14 protein-coding genes and 3 pseudogenes are annotated in these 19,402 nt (G+C 62.9%); 10 read left to right on the forward strand and 7 right to left on the reverse strand.

Annotation, left to right across the window (positions count from 1 at the left end):
• Nucleotides 1-18: 18 nt before the first annotated feature.
• The 5 genes from LPA36_RS22285 to LPA36_RS22305 are packed head-to-tail and all read left to right on the forward strand — an operon-like array spanning nucleotide 19 to nucleotide 4,515.
• Nucleotides 19-585: a carboxymuconolactone decarboxylase family protein gene (locus LPA36_RS22285; protein WP_228881607.1), complete on the forward strand. Its 567-nt coding sequence runs from the start codon at nucleotides 19-21 to the stop codon at nucleotides 583-585.
• The gene (locus LPA36_RS22290; RefSeq protein ID WP_228881608.1) at nucleotides 582-1,685 is read left to right on the forward strand and encodes an acyl-CoA dehydrogenase family protein; all 1,104 of its coding nucleotides are present in this window, start codon (nucleotides 582-584) and stop codon (nucleotides 1,683-1,685) included. The genes LPA36_RS22285 and LPA36_RS22290 overlap by 4 nt, the downstream gene beginning before the upstream one ends.
• Entirely contained in the window at nucleotides 1,682-2,476 is a 795-nt protein-coding gene (locus LPA36_RS22295; RefSeq protein ID WP_228881611.1) for an ABC transporter ATP-binding protein, read from the forward strand. The genes LPA36_RS22290 and LPA36_RS22295 overlap by 4 nt, the downstream gene beginning before the upstream one ends.
• A gap of 13 nt (nucleotides 2,477-2,489) precedes the next feature.
• Nucleotides 2,490-3,680, forward strand: a complete 1,191-nt coding sequence (locus tag LPA36_RS22300; protein WP_228881612.1) for an ABC transporter substrate-binding protein — start codon at nucleotides 2,490-2,492, stop codon at nucleotides 3,678-3,680.
• Nucleotides 3,673-4,515: an ABC transporter permease gene (locus LPA36_RS22305; protein WP_407674323.1), complete on the forward strand. Its 843-nt coding sequence runs from the start codon at nucleotides 3,673-3,675 to the stop codon at nucleotides 4,513-4,515. Before LPA36_RS22300 ends, LPA36_RS22305 begins: the two co-directional genes overlap by 8 nt.
• A gap of 175 nt (nucleotides 4,516-4,690) precedes the next feature.
• Here LPA36_RS22305 and LPA36_RS22310 read toward each other — a convergent pair whose 3' ends face one another.
• Complete coding sequence (locus tag LPA36_RS22310) at nucleotides 4,691-6,022, reverse strand: LLM class flavin-dependent oxidoreductase (RefSeq protein WP_228881614.1); 1,332 nt, start codon at nucleotides 6,020-6,022, stop codon at nucleotides 4,691-4,693.
• Between the two features lie 514 nt (nucleotides 6,023-6,536).
• On the opposite strand from LPA36_RS22310, the gene LPA36_RS22315 reads away from it, so the two are divergent.
• On the forward strand, nucleotides 6,537-8,090 hold the full coding sequence (locus LPA36_RS22315) for an FAD-dependent monooxygenase (RefSeq protein ID WP_228881619.1): 1,554 nt from the start codon (nucleotides 6,537-6,539) through the stop codon (nucleotides 8,088-8,090).
• Nucleotides 8,091-8,303: 213 nt separating this feature from the next.
• Here LPA36_RS22315 and LPA36_RS22320 read toward each other — a convergent pair whose 3' ends face one another.
• A complete protein-coding gene (locus tag LPA36_RS22320; RefSeq protein ID WP_228881622.1) occupies nucleotides 8,304-8,648 on the reverse strand; it encodes a DoxX family protein in 345 nt (114 codons plus the stop codon).
• A 2-nt stretch (nucleotides 8,649-8,650) separates the two neighbouring features.
• Nucleotides 8,651-9,574 (reverse strand): NAD-dependent epimerase/dehydratase family protein, encoded by a 924-nt coding sequence (locus LPA36_RS22325; protein WP_228881624.1) that lies wholly within the window; start codon nucleotides 9,572-9,574, stop codon nucleotides 8,651-8,653.
• Between the two features lie 126 nt (nucleotides 9,575-9,700).
• Here LPA36_RS22325 and LPA36_RS22330 point away from each other — a divergent pair, with 126 nt between their 5' ends.
• Nucleotides 9,701-10,306: a TetR/AcrR family transcriptional regulator gene (locus LPA36_RS22330; protein WP_228934149.1), complete on the forward strand. Its 606-nt coding sequence runs from the start codon at nucleotides 9,701-9,703 to the stop codon at nucleotides 10,304-10,306.
• A gap of 455 nt (nucleotides 10,307-10,761) precedes the next feature.
• Here the strand turns inward: LPA36_RS22330 and LPA36_RS22335 are convergent.
• Nucleotides 10,762-11,443, reverse strand: a pseudogene (locus LPA36_RS22335) (acyl-CoA dehydrogenase family protein); the annotation flags it as partial.
• Nucleotides 11,437-12,498 (reverse strand): annotated as a pseudogene (locus LPA36_RS22340) (AMP-binding protein); the annotation flags it as partial. The pseudogenes LPA36_RS22340 and LPA36_RS22335, both read right to left, overlap by 7 nt.
• Before the next feature lie 98 nt (nucleotides 12,499-12,596).
• Here LPA36_RS22340 and LPA36_RS22345 point away from each other — a divergent pair.
• From LPA36_RS22345 to LPA36_RS22355, 3 genes and pseudogenes are all read left to right on the forward strand, one after another.
• A pseudogene (locus tag LPA36_RS22345) lies at nucleotides 12,597-13,486 on the forward strand (LysR family transcriptional regulator).
• A 97-nt stretch (nucleotides 13,487-13,583) separates the two neighbouring features.
• A complete protein-coding gene (locus LPA36_RS22350) occupies nucleotides 13,584-14,867 on the forward strand; it encodes a cystathionine gamma-synthase family protein (protein ID WP_228881629.1) in 1,284 nt (427 codons plus the stop codon).
• A gap of 458 nt (nucleotides 14,868-15,325) precedes the next feature.
• A complete protein-coding gene (locus tag LPA36_RS22355) occupies nucleotides 15,326-16,615 on the forward strand; it encodes a hypothetical protein (RefSeq protein ID WP_228881632.1) in 1,290 nt (429 codons plus the stop codon).
• Nucleotides 16,616-16,922: 307 nt separating this feature from the next.
• On the opposite strand, the gene LPA36_RS22360 is transcribed toward LPA36_RS22355, so the two are convergent.
• Nucleotides 16,923-17,882 (reverse strand): alpha/beta fold hydrolase, encoded by a 960-nt coding sequence (locus LPA36_RS22360; RefSeq protein WP_228881643.1) that lies wholly within the window; start codon nucleotides 17,880-17,882, stop codon nucleotides 16,923-16,925.
• A 17-nt stretch (nucleotides 17,883-17,899) separates the two neighbouring features.
• Nucleotides 17,900-19,312, reverse strand: coding sequence for an NAD(P)-binding protein (locus tag LPA36_RS22365; RefSeq protein WP_228881653.1), 1,413 nt, complete (start codon nucleotides 19,310-19,312; stop codon nucleotides 17,900-17,902).
• Between the last annotated feature and the right edge of the window lie 90 nt (nucleotides 19,313-19,402).

Consider the following 19,402-nt stretch of genomic DNA (forward strand, 5'->3'; position numbering starts at 1 on the left):
TGTCCATGAGGAACCGACATGAGCCGTCTACCACTGCAAACAATCGAAAGCGCGCCTGAAGCGAGCCGTCCCTACCTCGAACGCGCGCAGGCGGCCAATGGCTTCCTGCCGAACCTCGTCGCTTCGCTGGCGAATGCACCGACGGCACTCGAAACGTATCTGACCGTCGCGGAAATCAACGGCCGCAGCGGTCTTACACTCGCCGAACGCGAAACAGTGCAGATCACCGCAGCCGGCATACACGGCTGCGGATTCTGCGTCGCGGGCCATACCGCTGTGGCGTTGAAGAAAGCACAACTCGATGCGCAACTGGTCGAGGCGATCCGTGAGCAACAACCGCTGCCCGATGCGCGCCTCGACGCCGTGGCGATCTTCACGCGGGCGGTGATCGCCACGCGCGGCGCGGTGCCCGACGCCGCGCTCGCCGCATTCCGCGCGGCGGGATTCAGCGACGCCAACGCACTCGAAGTGGTGCTCGGCGTGAGTCTCGCGACGTTGTGCAACTTCGCCAACAATCTCGCGCAAAACGAACTCAATCCGCAACTGGCCGCGTATCGCTGGGAAGCGAACGCGCACGTCGCATGAGCGCCGTGCCGCTCGTCGCCATTGCGCCTGAACCGGCGGCATGGCTCGACACCCACGCCGAGGCGCTCGACGCGCAGCAGGAGCTTGCGCGCGAGATCCTGCCGCAACTAGCGGGCGCCGGTCTTTTTCGTATCGGGGTGCCGGCGAATCAGGGCGGCCTGGACGGCACCACAGTCGATGCGATCGAAGCGATCGCGAGCGTGGCCGGTCACTCGCTGACGGCGGCGTTCGTGTTCTGGGGTCAGCGCACGTTCATCGAATACCTGCTGCACAGTCCGAACGAAGCATTGCGTGAACGCTGGTTGCCTGCGTTGCTGCGCGGCGATCTGGCGGGCGCGACGGGGCTGTCGAACGCGATGAAATATCTGTCCGCGATCGAGCCGCTGCAGATGCATGCAACGCGCCGCTCCGGTGATAGTTCAAGCGCTGGCTGGACGCTCAACGGCAAGCTGCCGTGGATCACCAACCTGCGCCGTGAGGGTTTCCTTGCGGCCGCTGCGTTCGATCATATCGAGGGCGGACCGCCTTCGATCTTTGCGATTCCGCATGATGCAGTGGGCGTGGCGCGCAGCGACGATCTCGATCTCGTCGCGCTGCGCTCCAGCAACACCGCTGCGCTCGCGCTCGACGGCGCCGTGCTCGACGCAAGCTGGCAGATCACAGCCGACGCGCCCGCCTTCCTCGCGCGGGTACGCCCGGCGTTCCTCGGTCTTCAATGCGGACTGTCGACGGGTCTTGCGCGCCGCGCGCTGGCCGCCATCGAAGCGGCCAGCCCCGCCGCCCGCGCCGCCGTCGAGGACGAAGTCCGCCCGCTTGCACGCGAACTCGACAGCCTGACCCGGCGACTGCTCGACGGCGTTCAGCACGGCACCTTTCTGTCGACACCCGCTGCGCTCTTCGAAGTGCGGATAGGCCTCGCTGCCGTCGTCGACCAGGCGGTACGTCTCGAAGTCGTGACGGCCGGTGGGCGCGGCTATCTGCGCGACCAGGGCGGCACCGCGCGGCGCACGCGCGAAGCCGCGTTTGTGCCGATCGTCACGCCGAGCATCGTGCAGCTGAAAAACCAGCTGGCACAGCATCGGCAGACCAAAGCCGCATGAACGACACAGCCAGCACAAACGCACCGCGCGTGAACGTACGGCAAGTCGGACTCGGCTACGCCGGGCGTCGCGTGCTGGACGGCGTCGATCTCGACGTGCGCGCGGGCGAACTCGTCTCCGTACTGGGTCCGAGCGGCTGCGGGAAATCGACGTTGCTGCGCATTGTCGCCGGCTTGCAGCATCCGGAATCCGGGCAGGTTGTCGTCGATGGCACGGCACTGCGCGGCCCGCGGCCCGACGTCGCACTGGCGTTTCAGGATCCGTGTCTGCTGCCGTGGCTGTCCGTCGAAAAGAACGTGGCGTTCGGGCTCGGCTTTTCACGTCAGCCGGATGTGTCGCGCAGCGCGCGGCGCGAGCGTGTGACGACCGCATTGAATCAGGTCGGGCTTGCGCACGCCCGTCACTACGTGCCGCGCCAGTTGTCGGGCGGCATGGCGCAGCGCGCAGCGCTCGCGCGGTGCCTCGCCCGCAAACCGCGCACGCTGCTGCTGGACGAGCCGTTCGGCGCACTCGATGAAGTCACGCGCGCCGAAATGCAGCAACTCCTGGTGAGCGTGGTTCGCGAGACCGGTGCCGCAACCCTCCTCGTCACGCACGATATCGACGAAGCGCTGCTCGTTTCCAGCCGCATTGTCGTGCTCGGCAATCGGGGCAGGCCAATCCTGCAACTGACAGTCGATGTCCCGTCGCCACGCGACATGCACCTCGACGCGCTCGGCGCGTTACGCATCCAGATTCTTCAGGCGCTGCACGATTCGATGTCGCGCGTGGCGCTTACCTCTTCCACCTAGAAGGCAGACACGCATGTGCCAGCTTCCGATGTCCCGCCGCGAGTGGCTCAAGCTCGCCTCCATGTTCACCGTGGCCGGCGCTGCCCCGTTGCTCGGCGCGCTCAACGCGCGGGCCGCCACGGACCCGGATGCACCCGTGCGCATCGGCTATCTGCCGATCACGGATGCCGCTCCGTTGCTGGTCGCCCATAACAACGGCTATTTCGAAGCGGCGGGCCTCGCCGTCGAAAAGCCGACGCTCCTTCGCAGTTGGGCGCAGCTCGTGGAGGCCTTCCTGTCCGGTCAGGTCAACGTCGTGCATCTGCTCGCACCGATGACGATCTGGGCGCGCTACGGCGGTCAGGCTCAAGCGAAAATAGTCGCGTGGAATCACGTCAATGGCTCGGCGCTGACCGTGTCGCCGGACATCGACAAGGTTGGCGACCTGGCTGGAAAAACCGTCGCCGTACCGTTCTGGTACTCGATCCACAATGTGGTCGTTCAGGACCTGTTGCGCGCGCAGGGGCTCGCGCCGGTCGTGAAGAAAGACGGCGAGCTCAAGCCAGACGAGGTGCGGCTCGTCGTGATGGCGCCTTCGGACATGCCGCCCGCGCTCGCGTCGAAGCAGATCGCCGGGTTCATTGTCGCCGAACCGTTCAACGCAGCGGCCGAGCAGCTGAAGGTGGGTAAAGTGCTGCGCTTTACCGGCGATGTCTGGAAGAACCACGCGTGCTGCGTCGTGTTCATGCACGAGCGCGATCTGACCGAACGCGCTGCGTGGTCGCAGAAGGTCGTTGATGCGATCGTCAAGGCACAGTTGTGGACGCGTACTCACCCGCAGGATGCCGCCCAGCTGCTGTCGAAGAGCGGCCAGAACCACTACACGCCGCACGCCGCTGCCGTATTGAGCGACGTGCTTGCGCCTGCGCCTGCCGATCAGGGCCGTTATCTGGCCGACCGCGCGATCATCCATGCGGACTGGCACGCAAAACGCATCGATTTCCAGCCCTATCCCTATCCGGCCTACACCGAAGAACTCGTGCAGCGTCTGAAGACGACGCAACTGGAAGGCAACACGCAGTTCCTGCGTCAGCTCGATCCGGCGTTTGTCGCGCGCGACCTGGTGGATGACCGCTTCGTGAAAAACAGCATCAAGGCGGTTGGCGGCATGCAGGCATTTGGCTTGCCGGACGGGTTTTCGCGCACGGAGACGATCGTTGTCTAGTCTGGCCACGCGCCCCGTCGACGCTCATACCGCCCGTTCGGTCCCGCGTACGGGCGGCACCGCTTCGGGCTGGCTGGGGCGCGCCGCGCTCGGGCTCGGCGGACTCGTGGCTATCGTCGCGATCTGGTGGCTGGCAACGGCGCTTTTCGCCGGACCGGGGACCCTCGCCGCGCAGTTTTCACCGGCCCGGGCGGCGGCAGCGCTGCCGTCGCTCATCACCGAAGACCGGCTTGCCGTTCACATCGTCACCAGCTTGCGGCGGATCGCCATCGGGCTGCTGTGGGCGCTGCTGACGGGTGTGCCGCTCGGCTTTCTGATCGGCCGCATGAAGGCGCTCGATACGGCCCTGTCGCCCACACTTCAGTTTCTGCGCATGATCTCGCCGTTATCGTGGATGCCGATCGCCGTGATGTCGCTCGGCATCGGCGATCGCGCCGTGTATTTTCTGCTGGCTTTCGCCGCCGTGTGGCCGCTGATGATGAGCACCGCCGCCGGCGTCGCGCAGATCGACAGGCGCTGGTTGCAGCTCGGCGAAAGCCTCGCCGCGACCCGCGCCGAAATGCTCTGGCATATCTATGTTCCCGGCATTGCCGCCCATGTGCTGACCGGCGTGCGGCTCGCCATCGGCATTCTCTGGATTGTCCTCGTGCCAGCGGAAATGCTCGGCGTGAGTTCGGGCCTCGGCTATCTGATCCTCGATACGCGTGACCGGCTCGCCTATTCGGAACTGACCGCAGTTGTACTGGTGATCGGTGCGCTCGGCTTTCTTCTCGACTTCGCGGCGCGCCTTGCTTACCGGCGTTTCGGTCTCAATCAGGTCGAGCAGGAACGGTAGTGTGACTGGCTGATGCAGGCGTCAGCGCGACGCTGGCGCGCCAAGGCGCTAACGCGCTAGCGCATTCACGCGCACGCCACCTGACGGCGTTGCGCGCGCCGCGCGAACTCGCCCCTCGCCAGAGAGCAGGACGGCTCGTGCTGCACGCGCCGGGTGGCGGCCGCAGCGTTTGTTTTCATACGTCACGCCGTGAAAAAAAGCGGTTTTCAGGCCGCGGTAACCCCAGGTTCTCGCGCAGAGTCGTACCTTCATACTCGCGCCGGAACAGGCCTCGTTTCTGCAACTCGGGAATGACCTTGTCGACGAAGTCGTCCAGACCGCCCGGCAGCCACGGAAACATCACGTTGAATCCGTCCGAGCCCTCTTCTACCAGCCATTGCTCCATCTGATCGGCAATCGTCTGCGCAGTGCCAACCATTTCAAGTCCCGAATATCCGCCCATACGCTGCGCGAGCTGACGGACCGTCAGCCCGTCACGCCGCGCCCATTCGACCACACGTTGCCGCGCAGTGCGGCTCGCATTGGTCTCGGGGATCCCGGGCAACGGACCGTCGGGATCGAGACCGGACACGTCGTGCCCCAATGCAATCGACAACGAAGCGATACCGCTCTCGTAATGGACGAACGTATCGAGCCGCTCCCGGATTTCGCGCGCCTGATCCAGCGTATCGCCGACTACCACGAACGCTGCCGGCAAAATCTTCATGTGATCGCGTGAACGCCCAAGCTTCTCCATCCGGCCTTTAACGTCCGCATAGAAGCGCTTGCCGTCGGCGAGCAGGGTCTGCGCCGTGAAAACCACTTCAGCGGTTTCGGCGGCGATCTGACGCCCCGCTTCCGACGATCCCGCCTGCACGATGACCGGCCATCCCTGAATGGGCCGCGCGATATTCAACGGACCGCGCACCGAGAAGTTCTCGCTGCGATAGTTGAGCACATGCATCTTCTCCGGATCGAAGAAGATGCCGCTTTCGGTATCGCGGATAAAAGCGTCGTCGGCCCAGCTGTCCCACAGGCCCGTGACCACATCGAAAAACTCGCGGCCGCGCCGATACCGTTCGTCGTGTTCGACATGCTCGTCGAGACCGAAATTGAGTGCGGCGTCGGGATTCGAGGTCGTCACGAGATTCCATCCCGCCCGGCCGCCGCTGATATGGTCGAGTGAGGCAAACCGCCGTGCGACGTGATAAGGCGCGTCGAAGGTCGTGGACGCGGTTGCGATCAGGCCGAGCCTCTCAGTGACGGCAGCCAGCGCGGGCAGCAGCGTCAGCGGTTCGAACGACGTGACCGTGTGGCTGTGCCTGAGCGCGTCGAGCGGCATATTGAGCACCGCCAGATGGTCGGCCATGAAGAACGCGTCGAAACGGCCACGCTCGAGCGTCTGCGCAAAGCGTTTCAGATGCGTGAAATTGAAATTGGCATCGGGGTAGGCGCCGGGATAGCGCCATGCACCGGTGTGAATGGTGGTCGGACGCATGAACGCGCCGAGGCGAAGCTGACGTGGCATGTTGCGGCTCCATCGCTAACAGGTCGAGCCAGTTTAATCGTGCTTCGCCGACGTTGCTTGTTGTCGCTCCGCTCCCAGCGTGCTGAACCGTCAGGCGTCCATCGTCATCGAGGCAACGGGGTCCGGTACGCATCGCGCCGTTGACGATGGTCGACCCGTCGCGACCGGTCGAGGTTGCAGTAATTGATGTCCGTTTGTGGGAGCGATGTTGACATGGCCATCCTCATTCCCGTAAAGCGGCTGGGTTGGTTGCGTAACGGTCAGCAGCTTTATCGCGCGGCTTCGAGCGCCGCCGGTTGTTGCCACGCCATCGCTACCATGTTATAAAACCGCGTCGGAAAAGGCAGACTTGGTTTGGTAAGCCCAAGTCCTTTCGGTAACGAAAGCTCTGGTCTTTGGCCTCGCGCACGAGATCCCCGCGACGAATATTTGGCGCTGTTCAGGCGTCCAAACGTTCGTCCGTGTGGCTCCCGAATGAGGAACGCTCCGGTCGGACATCGACAAGGAGCAGTTCATGCACGAGCATCATCAAGATATTTACGACGTCGTCATTGCTGGAGCCGGTCCCGTCGGCCTGTTTCTCGCCTGCGAGCTGCGCCTGTCTGGCCTCTCGGTCCTGGTGCTCGAGCAAGCCGAAGACCCACACTCTCCCCTGAAGCGCCTTCCGTTTGGAATGCGCGGCCTTTCGGTGCCCACACTTGAAGCCTTTTACCGTCGTGGGTTGCTGGACGAAGTCGTCGCGGCGCAGCGTGCGAGCGATGCCGCAGGCAAGACTGCTACCACCCCGCACTGGATGCGACAGCCGCGCCGGCCTGCCGGCCACTTCGCAGGCATTCAGTTCTACCACGATGACATCGAAAGCTCGAAGTGGCCGTTTCGTCTGCCAGGTCCAGCCGACACCCCCATGGCAGTTGCACTTGAGACACTCGAAACCGTGCTGGCGCGCCGAGCCTGCGCGATGGGAGCCGAGATCCGGCGTGGCTTCGGGGTCGGCGAATTTCAGGCATCAGACGAAGGCGTGACCGTTCACGCTGGCGCGGACACTTTTCGTGCACGCTGGCTCGTCGGCTGCGATGGGGGCCGCAGTGCAATTCGCAAGGCAGGCGCCTTTGATTTCGTTGGCACCGATCCCGAATTCACGGGCTATTCGGTCGAAGTCGAGATGGCCGACCCGGCGGCGCTCCGCCCCGGCCGGCACTACACGCCCACTGGCATGTACACCTATGCGCGGCCCGGCACGATCGCGATGGCTGATTTCGACGGCGGCGCCTTTCACCGGATCCGGCCGATCACGCTGGAGCATGTGCAGACGGTCTTGCGCCGCGTGTCTGGCACAAATATCACCCTGACAAGACTTGAGCTCGCTACCACCTGGACGGATCGAGCCTTTCAGGCGACAACGTATAGAAAAGGACGCGTGCTGCTCGCGGGCGATGCCGCACACATCCACTCTCCCCTGGGCGGTCAGGGGCTCAATCTTGGTCTGGGAGACGCGATGAATCTGGGTTGGAAGCTGGCATCCACGATTCGTGGCGACGCACCGGCCAATCTGCTCGACAGCTATCACCGGGAACGGCATCCGGTGGGAGCGGGCGTTCTCGACTGGTCGCGCGCGCAGGTGGCACTCATGCGGCCTACCCAAAGCACGCGCGCGCTTGCAGCCATCATCCGTGATCTCATCGAGACCCGCGATGGCGCGACATACTTTGCTGGGCGCGTATGGGGGGTTTCGCTCTGCTACGACCTTGGCGGCAGTCATCCTCTGGCAGGCCGCAGCGCTCCTGATTTCGAACTGGTCGACGGAACGAAGGTCGGCAGTCTTCTGCGCGAAGGAAAAGGCCTGCTCCTGGAGTTCGACCCGACCGCATCGCTTCAGGCGCTGGCGAGCCGTTGGCGAGAGCAGGTCATCTATGTGGCAGGCGAGGTCAAGGAGCGGCTGGAATTGCGCGCTGTACTGCTGCGTCCTGACGGGGTCATCGCGTGGGCGAGTGAAGCCGCCCCTCGCTATGAGGAGATTGCCGGGGCCTTGGCGCGATGGTTCGGTAAACCCAGGAATGCGGGTGGATGAGGGACCGTTTCCCGTGGCACGTAAAGCGGTGATCTGCGGCAGGCGACGCGGAGCGCCCAGCCATCGCTACGAGGAGCAGACGCGTGACGCGCGTAATCAGACTGGCGTTGCTCCAGTGCCGCTATCCTTGTGCGTATTCCAGATGCCTGCAGCACGGATTGCCCGCGCGGCCTGTTAGCGTCCCGGGCTCGCTCGCCTGGTGGCGGGCAAGCCTCAACCGCGGAGCGCCACAGTGGCCACAACGAGAGCCGAGAAGATCAGCGCTGGGGCGAGATGCCGGAACGGCTCCCGGTTTCGCAGCAACGTGAAGAGCACGGCGACCAGAATGGCACCGGCCAGCGTCAGGCCCAGGACTCTGGTTTGTTGTCCAAAGAGAAGTGCCGCACTCAACAGTTCAAGCGCGCCACAGAGCAAATGAAACCATGCCGGGTAACCCCAGCGCGCGAAGTCGCGCTTCACCGTGCCGCGTCCTGTGAGATTGACCACCCCGGCAACCGCGAACAGAACCGCTACGATCATCGCGAGAATCGATTCGAAAGATGCACTGGCCCACACCATGATCATGCTCCGCTGATCTGCTGAAAGTGCTTTTGTGCGGAGAGGTCCGCAATCAGGCCGGGGCCATGGGGCTGCCACGCAAGAACGCGCCGGGCATGCTGGCCGCTTACGCTCTGGTCGAGCGCCAGGGCGTCGGCGAACGGTCCGAGCGATTTGCGAGCATCGTCGAGCGGCCAGGGTTCGACGCGACCGGCGCCGACCGACGCCCGGATCGCTTCACCCATTTCGGCTACCGCAACGGCGTCTTCCGCGACCACGTTGAAGATCTGTCCCGCGACTCGAACGTCCCCGCTTGTCGCCCCTTCTACCGCGCTCAGGTAGGCCGCAGCGAGGTCATCGACGTGAACGGCAGGCCAGTGGTTGCGACCATCGCCGACGACCCTCACACTGCCGGTCTGACGGGCCATGCCGGCAAGCATGCCGAAGACGCCGCCGCCGTAGCCGTGCACCATCGCCGGCCTGAGGATCACTGCAGCAATCGAGCGGCGTGCTGCCAGCGTCAGCACCTGTTGCTCCACTGCGGGCCGCCAGGCGATGAGCGGTGTCGGGTTCAGCGCCGATGCTTCGGTCGCGGGCTCCCCCTCCGTATTGCCGTAGACCCAGGTGCCCGACGTGTAGACAAACGCCGTGCCTGGACGCAAATGCGAAAGCATCGCTACAGCCGCGGCCTCATCAGCCGCGGCGGCGGAAGCATCGTTGGTCGACGCGGCGTGCACGACGCCATCAGCGGCACCGGCAGTCGCAGCGAAAGACTGTGGCTCACGCAGGTCGCCGGAATGCAGTGTCACACCGAGACGCGCCAGCGCGCTGGCGGCCGCCGAGCTGTCCTCGCGCACCAGCGCCGTCACCTGATGACCGAGGCTGATCGCCTTGCGCGCGACCGCTTGCCCGATGAAGCCAGTACCACCTGTAATGAACAGTTTCAAAGCGTTCTCCAAGATTGGCTGCGAAGTTGAATAGCCACACAAACGAGACTAATCGGTCTCGTTTTGACAATCTAAACGAGACTGCCCAGTCTTGTCAACTATTCGACGATCTGTTATTTATCTCGCATGGACACTTTCTCTTTCCCGGGCCTGAGCCCGCTGCAATGCCGCAAGCGGTCTGCAATCCTCGACGGCGCGAAAACCATCTTCCTGCGCGAGGGTTTTGGTCAGGCAACGATGGACGATGTCGCCGCGGCCGCCGGCGTCGGCAAACAGACGGTCTACCGCCATTTCAAGTCGAAGGAGGCGCTCTTCGTTGGTCTGGTGAGCGCGATGTGCGCGCAAGTGGGCGCGGTGCTTGCGAGCGCTCAGGGCGAGCAATCGGGTGGCGCACCCGAAGTCGAGTTGCGCGAGCTGGGATGGTCGCTCGCACGAAGCCTTATTACGCTGGATAATTTGCGGCTTTACCGCGCCATCGTTGCTGAGGCCGAGCGTCTTCCGGAACTCGGCCAGGTGTTCTACGAAAATGGTGCAAAGGTCGTGCGCGCCTTCGCCGCAACAATTCTGCGAAAGCGATTCGACGAATCGACTGCTGCATTGCGGGCAGCCACATTCGTTCAGTTGGTGCTAGGCGACGCGTATCTGGAACTGTCAATTGGCTACACGGTGCCTGATGTTGAAGCGCGCTTTGCGCTGCAGATTGACGAGGCGGTAGCGGCTGCACTTCGCTAAGGAGCGCCGCACAGTATGCCGAGCCGCTGCATGCGGAGCGCAAGAGCGTGTAGCGCGGGAAGGAAGACACCGCGTGCGCGAACGTCCAAAGCCGGGTTGCGATCCGGACATTCGCTTCGCGATGCCCGTCGCAACGAAGTGTTCCGTCGACAATTCTCCGCCTTCGCGGTCGTTGAGAAGTACGATGCCTTACCTGATAGCCGCTTTGATTGCACGGGCCGCCTCGTCCAGAGCGCTAGCCGTTGCAAGCGACTCGCGTGGAATGGCTTTTCCTGCTGCGGCGCTCGTCGGGCGCGCGGCCTGATCGGGATATGATGAAAACTTGACGATCGTGAGCCCGACTTTGGGATTCACGAGAATCGACTGGCCAAATCGCCCGCCGGCCGCAAATGACCGGTCACCGTCGTTCACCTGGTACCAGTAGTCGTGATAGGAATAGCCGGGCCGTCCTGCGGCGTCACTCCGACGTTGCCGTGAATCTGCACGGCCTTGTCCGCGATTTCGAAGCAGCGTTCCGACACGAACAGCTTGCAGGCTGCCGCCTTCATGCGCAGATCGGCGCCCGCATCGGCAAGCGCGGCCGTCTGCGCGATCATGCTTTCGCACGCCCACAGCGCCGCGGCCATATCGGCAAGCATGTGCTGGATCGCCTGAAACCGCGCGATCGGGCCGCCGAACTGCCGCCGTGTGCGGGCGTAATCGAGCGACGCTTCATAGGCTGAGGTCGCAAGGCCGAGCATCGTCGGACAATGCAACAGCCGGTTGACGTTGATGCGCGACATGCCAAGCCTGAAGCCGTTGCCCTCGCCGCCGAATACGTTCGCACGCGGCACGCACATCGGCAAAGCGGATATCCGCATCGATGTGCTGTCCCGACATCGGCACATATTGTTGCTCCACCGTCACGCCAGGCAGATCGAGATCAAGGAGCACCGCGGTGATGGCAGGCGGCGTGGTCGTTGTGTCTGTCACGCACATGACGATCGCGAAATCGGCGAACGGCGCGCCGCTGATGTAATGCTTGACGCCATTGATCACCAGTTCGTCACCGGCTACAACCGCCGTGGTGGAAATGCTCTGCGCATCCGAACCGGAGTGCGGTTCGGTTAGCGCGAAGCAGGTCGACTTCTCGCCACGAAACGTCCGTGTTCGTCAACGACGAGGACTTCGGTCTCGCCCGTGGGACGGCCGCACGACGCGAGCCGCTCCGGGCGATGGAGAATCGCGTCGGCATGATCGGCGATGGAAAGACGTGTGACGCCCGAGGTCGACTCGCTCGCACCGTAACCTTGCGACAGCACCGGACCGATACGCGTCCACGCTTCCTGAATACGCGCCGGCGCCATTGGCGCCGCACCGTAGCCGAGCATCTTCAGGCTCGTCAAATCGGCCGCGTCCAGTGCGGGATCGTTGAGCAGCATATTGATCATCGCGGGCACCATGAACACGTGCGTGATCCGCAGCCGCTCGATTTCCCGCAGAAAATGCGCGGGCTCGAAGGAGTCGAACAGGACGAGCGTGGCGCCCGAATACAGGTACGGCTGCATCAACATGCCGGATGCGTGCGTGACCGGACCGATCAGGGCGAGCCGGTCGCCGGGTTTCGCCGGACGATCCATGCCCAGCAGAATCTTGCGTAGCGACGCGAGGCGGTTGCCGTAGGTCTGGATGGCGGCCTTGATCCTGCCGGTCGAGCCGGAGGAGAAATGCAGCACGGCGAGATCGTCGGACGACAACACGACATCGGGCAAATGCGGGCTGGCGCGCGAGATCAGTGTTTCGCAATCGATGTATCCGTACGCGGGAACGCCGAGTGAAATGAACGACTCGACCGAACCGAACCCAGGCGACGCACGATCATAAGCCGTGAATCCTTCGCCTGCGATCATGACGCGCGGCGCGCAATTCTCGACGACGTCAGCGGCTTCGTGCGCCGTGAAGCGCGGATTCAGCGCCGCCTTGACAAGCCCTGTCTTGTATAGCGCACATTCGATTTCCACCAGCTCCGTGCAGTTGCGGGCTTGAACCGCAACCCGGTCTCCTTTTGCGAGCCCAAGGCCGAGTAGTGCATTTGCCAGCAAGGTCGAGCGCTCGTCGAGCTGACGGTACGTCAACTCGCGGTTGCGATGAATCACCGCAACGGTGTCGCCCCAATAGCGCGCGGCGCGGCGCAGAAAGCAAGCAAAGCCCAATCGGTGTCTCCTTTAACAGTGCTGACGTTAGTCTGTAAGATGCATGTCATCACCGCAATGCGGCATTGGCCATAAATCCATAACCAACAGGAATGACCATGGAGACGCGGGATCTGGATTACCTGCTTGCGGTCGACGAGCACGGCGGCATCGGCAAGGCCGCGGAGGCGCTGGGCATGAGCCAGCCGGCGCTCACGAAAGCCATTCAGCGTGTCGAGGCGCAGACCGGGCTCGCGTTGTTCCAGCGCACCGCCCATGGCGTCGCGCCCACTCAGGCGGGTTCGCTATTCCTCGCGCGGGCACGGCGGATTGCACTGGAATACGAGGACGCGCTGAAGGAAATGCGCGCGCTCCGCAGCGGCGAACAGGGCGTGCTGAGTCTCGGCTATTCGCCGACGGTGCCGCGGCGCTCGTTCTGGGCGCATGTCGCCAGTTGCTGAAGGAACGACCTGCTGCACGCCTGCGACTGCGGCGTCGGCTGGCGCGCGATCTTGTCGATTTACTCGTTGAGGGCGAACTCGACCTGATCGTGGCGCCCGAGCCGCCCCCGGATGCGAACGGACTGTCATTCGTCGAACTCTTTCGCGACAGCCTGTCCGTGCTCGCTGATGAGTCGCATCCGCTGCACCGGAAGCGCAATCTGCGGCTGGCCGACCTGGCGGATCAGGAATGGCTGCTACCGGGGCCGACCATCCCCCTTCGTCAGCAAGTGGACTCGGTCTTCGCGAGGCAAGGACTCGCCGCGCCAAAGCTGCGTGTCGAAACAGACTTCGGCAGCACCTCGCTGCTGCATCTGCTCCGCGGAACCGCGATGCTCTGCGTTGCGGGCACTGAATCGTTCGATACGCTCGAAGGACTGCGCGCGCTCAACCTCGACACGAACGAACTCGACTTGCGCAGGCACATCGGCGTGGTGTTTCGGAAGGAGGCGTATCTTTCTCCGCTTGCACAGCGCGCGATGGCGCTGTTGCAGGAATGGACCAACTGAGCAATGCTGACATTGGATATCTGTTGACGCCCCTCTTGTGTCCTGACTTTACGCTGGTAACCACCGACCGTCCCTTCGACCAGGTATGGAGCAAAACATGGCCTATCGCAACTATCACAAGCGCAAGATTGCCGATCGCGATCTGCACCCGGAAACGCAGATGATGTCGTACGGCTACGATCCATTTCTGTCCGAAGGGTCGGTGAAGCCGCCTGTCTTTCTCACGTCGACATTTGCGTTCCGCACCGCCGAGGACGGCGCCGAATTCTTCGATATGGTTTCAGGCCGCAAACCTCTACCGGAAGGGGAAAGCGCGGGCCTCGTGTATAGCCGCTTCAATCACCCGAACCTCGAAATCGTCGAAGACCGTCTCGCGCTGCTCGACGGTTCTGAATCCGCGGTTGTGACGTCGAGCGGCATGTCCGCCATCGCTGCGATCCTGCTTGCGTTCCTGCGGCCCGGCGATTGTGTGGTGCAGTCAGTGCCGCTCTACGGAGGCACCGAGACGCTGATTTCAAAGTTCCTGCCAGAATGGGGAGTCAGCTCACAGGTGATCGATAATGGTCTATCGGTAGAGGCCATTCGCGCCGCACTCGAAGCAGCAGCGCAAAAGGGCCACGTACGAATGTGCTACATCGAAACGCCGGCGAACCCGACGAATGCACTGTTCGATCTTGAAGGATTGCATCGGGAAATCGATGCTTTCGAGAAGCGTCACGGCTATCGTCCGCTCTCGGTGTGCGATAACACGTTGCTTGGCCCGCTGTTCCAGAAACCTGCCAGACAGGGAATCGACCTGAGTGTGTATTCGCTGACGAAATACATTGGCGGCCATAGCGATCTGGTCGCAGGCGGTGTCACGGGCAACCGCAGCCTGATCACGAAAATACGGGCAATCCGCAGCACACTGGGTTCGCAACTCGATCCGCATTCGTCCTGGATGATTACGCGCTCAATGGAAACGCTTGTGCTGCGCATGGAGCAGGCCGCACGGAGCGGCAGCGCTGTAGCACGATGGCTTTCGATCAACCCCTTTAAGCCCGTCAAGGTACTCCATTCGGAACTCATCGACGACCCTGCCTATCAGGCTGTCTATCAGCGGCAATGCAGCGGGCCTGGCTCGACATTCGCTTTCATCCTCGACGGCGGTCGCGAACAGGCGTTTCGCTTCATCAATGGCCTGACGCTCTTCAAGTCTGCGGTAAGCCTTGGCGGCACGGAGTCACTGATCTGTCATCCCGCCTCGACGACGCATTCGGGCGTCCCCGCGGAAGCGCGCGCTGCGGCAGGCGTGTCCGAAGGTTTGATTCGCGTATCCGTTGGCCTGGAGCATCCTGACGACCTGATCGCTGATCTGTCGAACGCGCTTGAACGCTGCTAACGCAATCGGGATGCGTGACGACGTAACGCGTCGTTGCGCCATGGCAGACAAAACGGTCGCTGCGACATAAGCCGCTGAAGATGCAAAACATCCCCAGGAAAGGGATCCGGTGAATCAAATGCGGGCCTGAAGGCCGGTTCCGAACGCTGGATGCGGATCAGCATTCTTGCGACAAGTTTTCTATTATGAATCGGTAAGCCATGAAAACGCTGCCTGCCGGCTGGCGCACTGCCTCCGTTGCCGCGGCGCGGTAAGCGCGACACGTTTCGCGCTGCATGGCTCTGGCGCCACGACGAGGCGCAACCCGTTTGCAGAGATCGGGCACAAGACTGCGGAAATCGCAGTGTCGAACCGCGTTCCCTTTTGCTGCGGCTTTGCCGGCCGGATTCGCCTGAACCAGCCTGGGTGCCCGCGGCGAAGCACGTCGCCCATCCGCCATGCCCAGCAAGGGAGTCGAGATGTCTCACGAACTCTACATCCAGGTACTTAGCGCGATGTTCCTGTTCTGGAACGGGGCGCGCATCCTCACCTACCTCCCCACCATCGGCAAACTCCTCGCGAGGGAAGCGGACATACGTAGCCACAGTCTGCTGAGCTGGGGAAGCTGGACGCTCAGCAATGGCACTTTCGCGCTCATGCTCCTCGAAATGAGCCGGGGGATTCCGAACGGCATGTTCTGGATGAACCTCGCCAACACGCTGATGTGCGTCATCGTTTCGCTCATCATTCTTTTCCGACGGTTCCCCCGGTTGCACACAGGCGTGAGCAAAGTCTGGGGAAAGATCAGACGAATTGAACCGGCGCCTCGCGCTGTCTCCGGACAGTCAGCGTCGCTGAATCTGGATGCGGGTAGCCCAGTTGGCGCCCATCCTGCGGATAATCAGGCGCCAGTCTCAACTCATACGTGGTTCGGACGTCCTGCGGCCTGGATTGCAGCGGCAGGCGTCCTGGCCTTCGGGGCCGTGGGTGCTGTCACGTTTGATGTCCGGCCCGACCATGGTCAGAGCGGCTTCGTCCAGTCGCAGGCGAGCACAGAACAGTTGCCGGGAATAATCGAACCGACGTCGCCCACGCAACAGGTGTCTTTGCCTGCTCCGGCCACGCCTGCAATTGCAGCACCGCCCGTTCGCGAGATCGCGAGCGCTCGTACCGATCTCACGCCACCTGTAGCGTCCGCTTCGTCAGAACGCCGCGCGGCGCCTTCCCGGGGTTCTGCTGCACCGCGACCGTCCACAAGAGCGCGGCAAGCCAGGGCAACTGCCGTCGCGTCCCAGGATCACGGGAACTGGGCGACGCACTTTTTAGCGAGCGTGAAACAGACGCTCGGCATCACCCCATCGGCGCCGCCAAAGCGGCCAACACCCTCCTCGCGCCGTGGCGTCGCCTCGTCGTCGGGTTCTGCTCGCGGAAGTGCGGTTGCGCGTGCTGAGATCGTCCGGCATGCGCCTTCCGTTTCGAACGATCATGGCACTCCGTCATCGCGGAATTCCGCCCCACCGCAACTGCCAGCAGCGCGGTCTGGTCATGCAGACGATTTCGTCACGCAGGATCGTCCGCATTCGTCGCAGAGCGCCGTGTATGCCGCGCCGCCCACGGTCGTCTTCGGAGCGATGCCCGTCGCGTACGCACAGGCCCCTGTTGCCTACGGCTACGGATATGCCGGCGACTACAGGGAAAGCCGGCAATGGCACGACAACGGCGGGCACAAGGGCTATAAACATCCCCAGCAGGACGAGAACGACGATTAACGCAGGCCGTGCCAACGAGGTTGCGCTGTATCGCGGTCGAACGCTGATCATGACGCCGCCTGCGGCAACGATCGGCGCCATCAGGCCACGCAACACAACTCCGGGCGCACGGTAATCATGTACTCAGCAATCTGGTTACCCATCGTCACGCCGTTTCGCGGCGGCAGAATTGACATCGACGCGTTGCAGAACATGCGGGCCGAGCCTGCCAGCACAACGGGTTAGCTTTCAATGATGGCGTTCGGCCTGCGACGACCTCCACCCACTTCATATGCATGCGCTCAATCGATACGGGGCGCCCGCCAGACTAAAGCCCCTTCAGGAAGGCAACCAGCAAGTCGCTCACTTCGGCTGGGCGCTCGCGCTGAATCCAGTGCCCCGCTCCATCGAGAATATGGCATCCGCGTAGCCCTGGTAGCACATGAGCCAGATTTTCGATGCGGGCTTTCGAGCCTGGAAACTTGAGGACGTCGTCTTTCGCGCCGGCGACGAATAACGAAGGTTGCCGGATCACGCATCCGCGCCACGCCGACATGAGTTCCGATGAACGTCTAAAATTTCGGTACCAGTTCAGGCCGCCTCTAAAGCCCGTGCGCCTGAATTCGTTCGCCATGTAAGTGATTTCTTCGCTGCTCAACCAGCCTGGCAGTGTGCCAGGATCCACTGTGCTGTCGAGAAAACCCGCGCCAGGCGCCATTATTCCCGCCACCACGCGACCGGGTCCATCGCCCGACATACTGAAGGTGACGCGCCGAATGGTCGCTTCGGGATCAGCCTCGAACTCACTCTCGGCTACGCCGGGTGTCTGGAAATATTGCATGTAGAACGTGTGCACACCTTGTCGTTCCAGCATACGCAGCAGGTCTTCCTGTGCCGGCGGATGAAACGGCACACTCATGCCGGCAACAGCACGAAACAGATCGGGTCGCAACATCGCCGCGTTCCAGGCCACCGGTGCACCCCAGTCGTGTCCGACGATGACCGCCTCGCTCTCGCCGAGAACATCGACGAGCCCCACCATGTCGCCGACGAGATGCAGCATCGTGTACGACTGCACATCGGGTGGCGCATCGGTGCCGCCATAGCCGCGCATATCGGGCGCGACAGCCCGGAAACCAGCGGCGGACAGCGCCGCCAGCTGGTGTCGCCACGAATACCATGACTCCGGAAAGCCATGGCATAGCAGCACGAGCGGGCCGCTGCCCTGGGTGGCCACACGCATGCGCAATGCGCCTACCTGCAATGTCTCAAGTTGAAGTTCGTGCAAGGTCCGCTCCATGATGTTCAGGTCAGGGTGGCAAGCAACGCTGGCAGCTTCGCAGCGGCCGCCGCAGCCTTGGCTCCGGTCTCCTGCAACAAGGCGATTTTGGCGGTGTCGTCCGGCCGCATGCCACGCATCATCGCGTTGATACTGTTCAACCGGCAAGTCGAAAGCCATGCGTTCAAACCCTCGTCCTGCCGCCAGCTGGTCATGTTGGCAAGCGTCACGGCCCACATGCGTAGCCAGTCAACCGGACGCTCGGGGCTGGGCACGAGGCGACACAGCGCGTTCTTCGCGGCCTCATCGGCGATGTGGCTCTCGACCCATGCAATCAGCGCGGCACTGAACACAGGTTGGCACCAGCGCACCATCAGCAGATTGATCTCATCGCCATCGAACACGGGCAGCGCCGGCGGCATCTGTATTGCGCTGGCGGAGCAGTCGACGTAGAGCGTGTCCGGTTCGGCGGGCAGCGAGCCTCGATCCAGCGTGATCTGCGCGGGCTGCACCGAACGCAGGTGTCCAAGGCGCACAACATCTTCGATGCGCCGCAGTTGCGCCAGCTCCGCCTGCGAAATGATCGCGCACCGATACGTGCCCGGCTCGACCGTTTTGTCGATGCGCAGGAGCACACCGCGCTGTTCCAGCCTCGCAAACAGATCGGCAATTGACGTTGCCTCGATGATGGCCTCGAACTGATCGATAGTGCTTACCATCGAGCGCTCGAAATTCTCCGCGCCGGGTTGCGTGTTGGCGCGATCGATCAGCCATGCGTCGCGCGGCATGATCCAGCGGATACGCGATGGAGGCACCCCGTTTTGCAACAACCAGAGGCACGCATCCATTCCGGTCTTGCCAGAGCCTACTACCGTATAGCGAAGATACGGCCGCTGAATGTCGGGCAACCCGTTCAGCGGTATGCAGTCCACGCCCTGCGCAACCGCGTAGCGGGGACGATGCGTCGAAGGCACGGCTGTCCGCGCGTGGGTGGCGTTCACGCGTTTTCTGCGCGCGACGACCTGCTGTTCTTCGCCATTCAGCAATGATTTGAAGTGATGCGCGCCGCCGTCGCCCGCGCTGTATTCGCTCATCGGAAACCATTGAACACGACCCGAAGGCAGGAAGCGCTGCCGCATCACCTGGTCGAAGTGGCTCAGTACTTCTGCGCCGGTGGCGAGCTCGTACATGCCCTGATTCAGGCCGGTCGTGTCTTTGGTCCACGTGCTCAGTTCGCGCGAATTCACACCGTAAAACGCCGAGGGCTGATGCAGTCCGACGAACGAATAAGCATCGTTCCAGTGACCGCCGGGACGATGATGTCGGTCGACCATTACAACGTGAGCATCGGACTCGCTGAGCAACGTGTCGACGAAGGCCATCGCAGTCGCGCCGGCGCCGATGACAAGGTAGTCGGTTTCGAGTAGTTTCGTATTCATGGTCCCTCGCCAGCAATCCGTTTTACAACGTCGACGCGTTGCGGGTGAATCACGTCGACAACGTATGTAAACGCTCCAGCGGATCAGAAG

The sequence above is a fragment of the Paraburkholderia saeva genome (assembly GCF_907164555.1).
Classification (GTDB): Bacteria; Pseudomonadota; Gammaproteobacteria; order Burkholderiales; family Burkholderiaceae; genus Paraburkholderia; species Paraburkholderia saeva.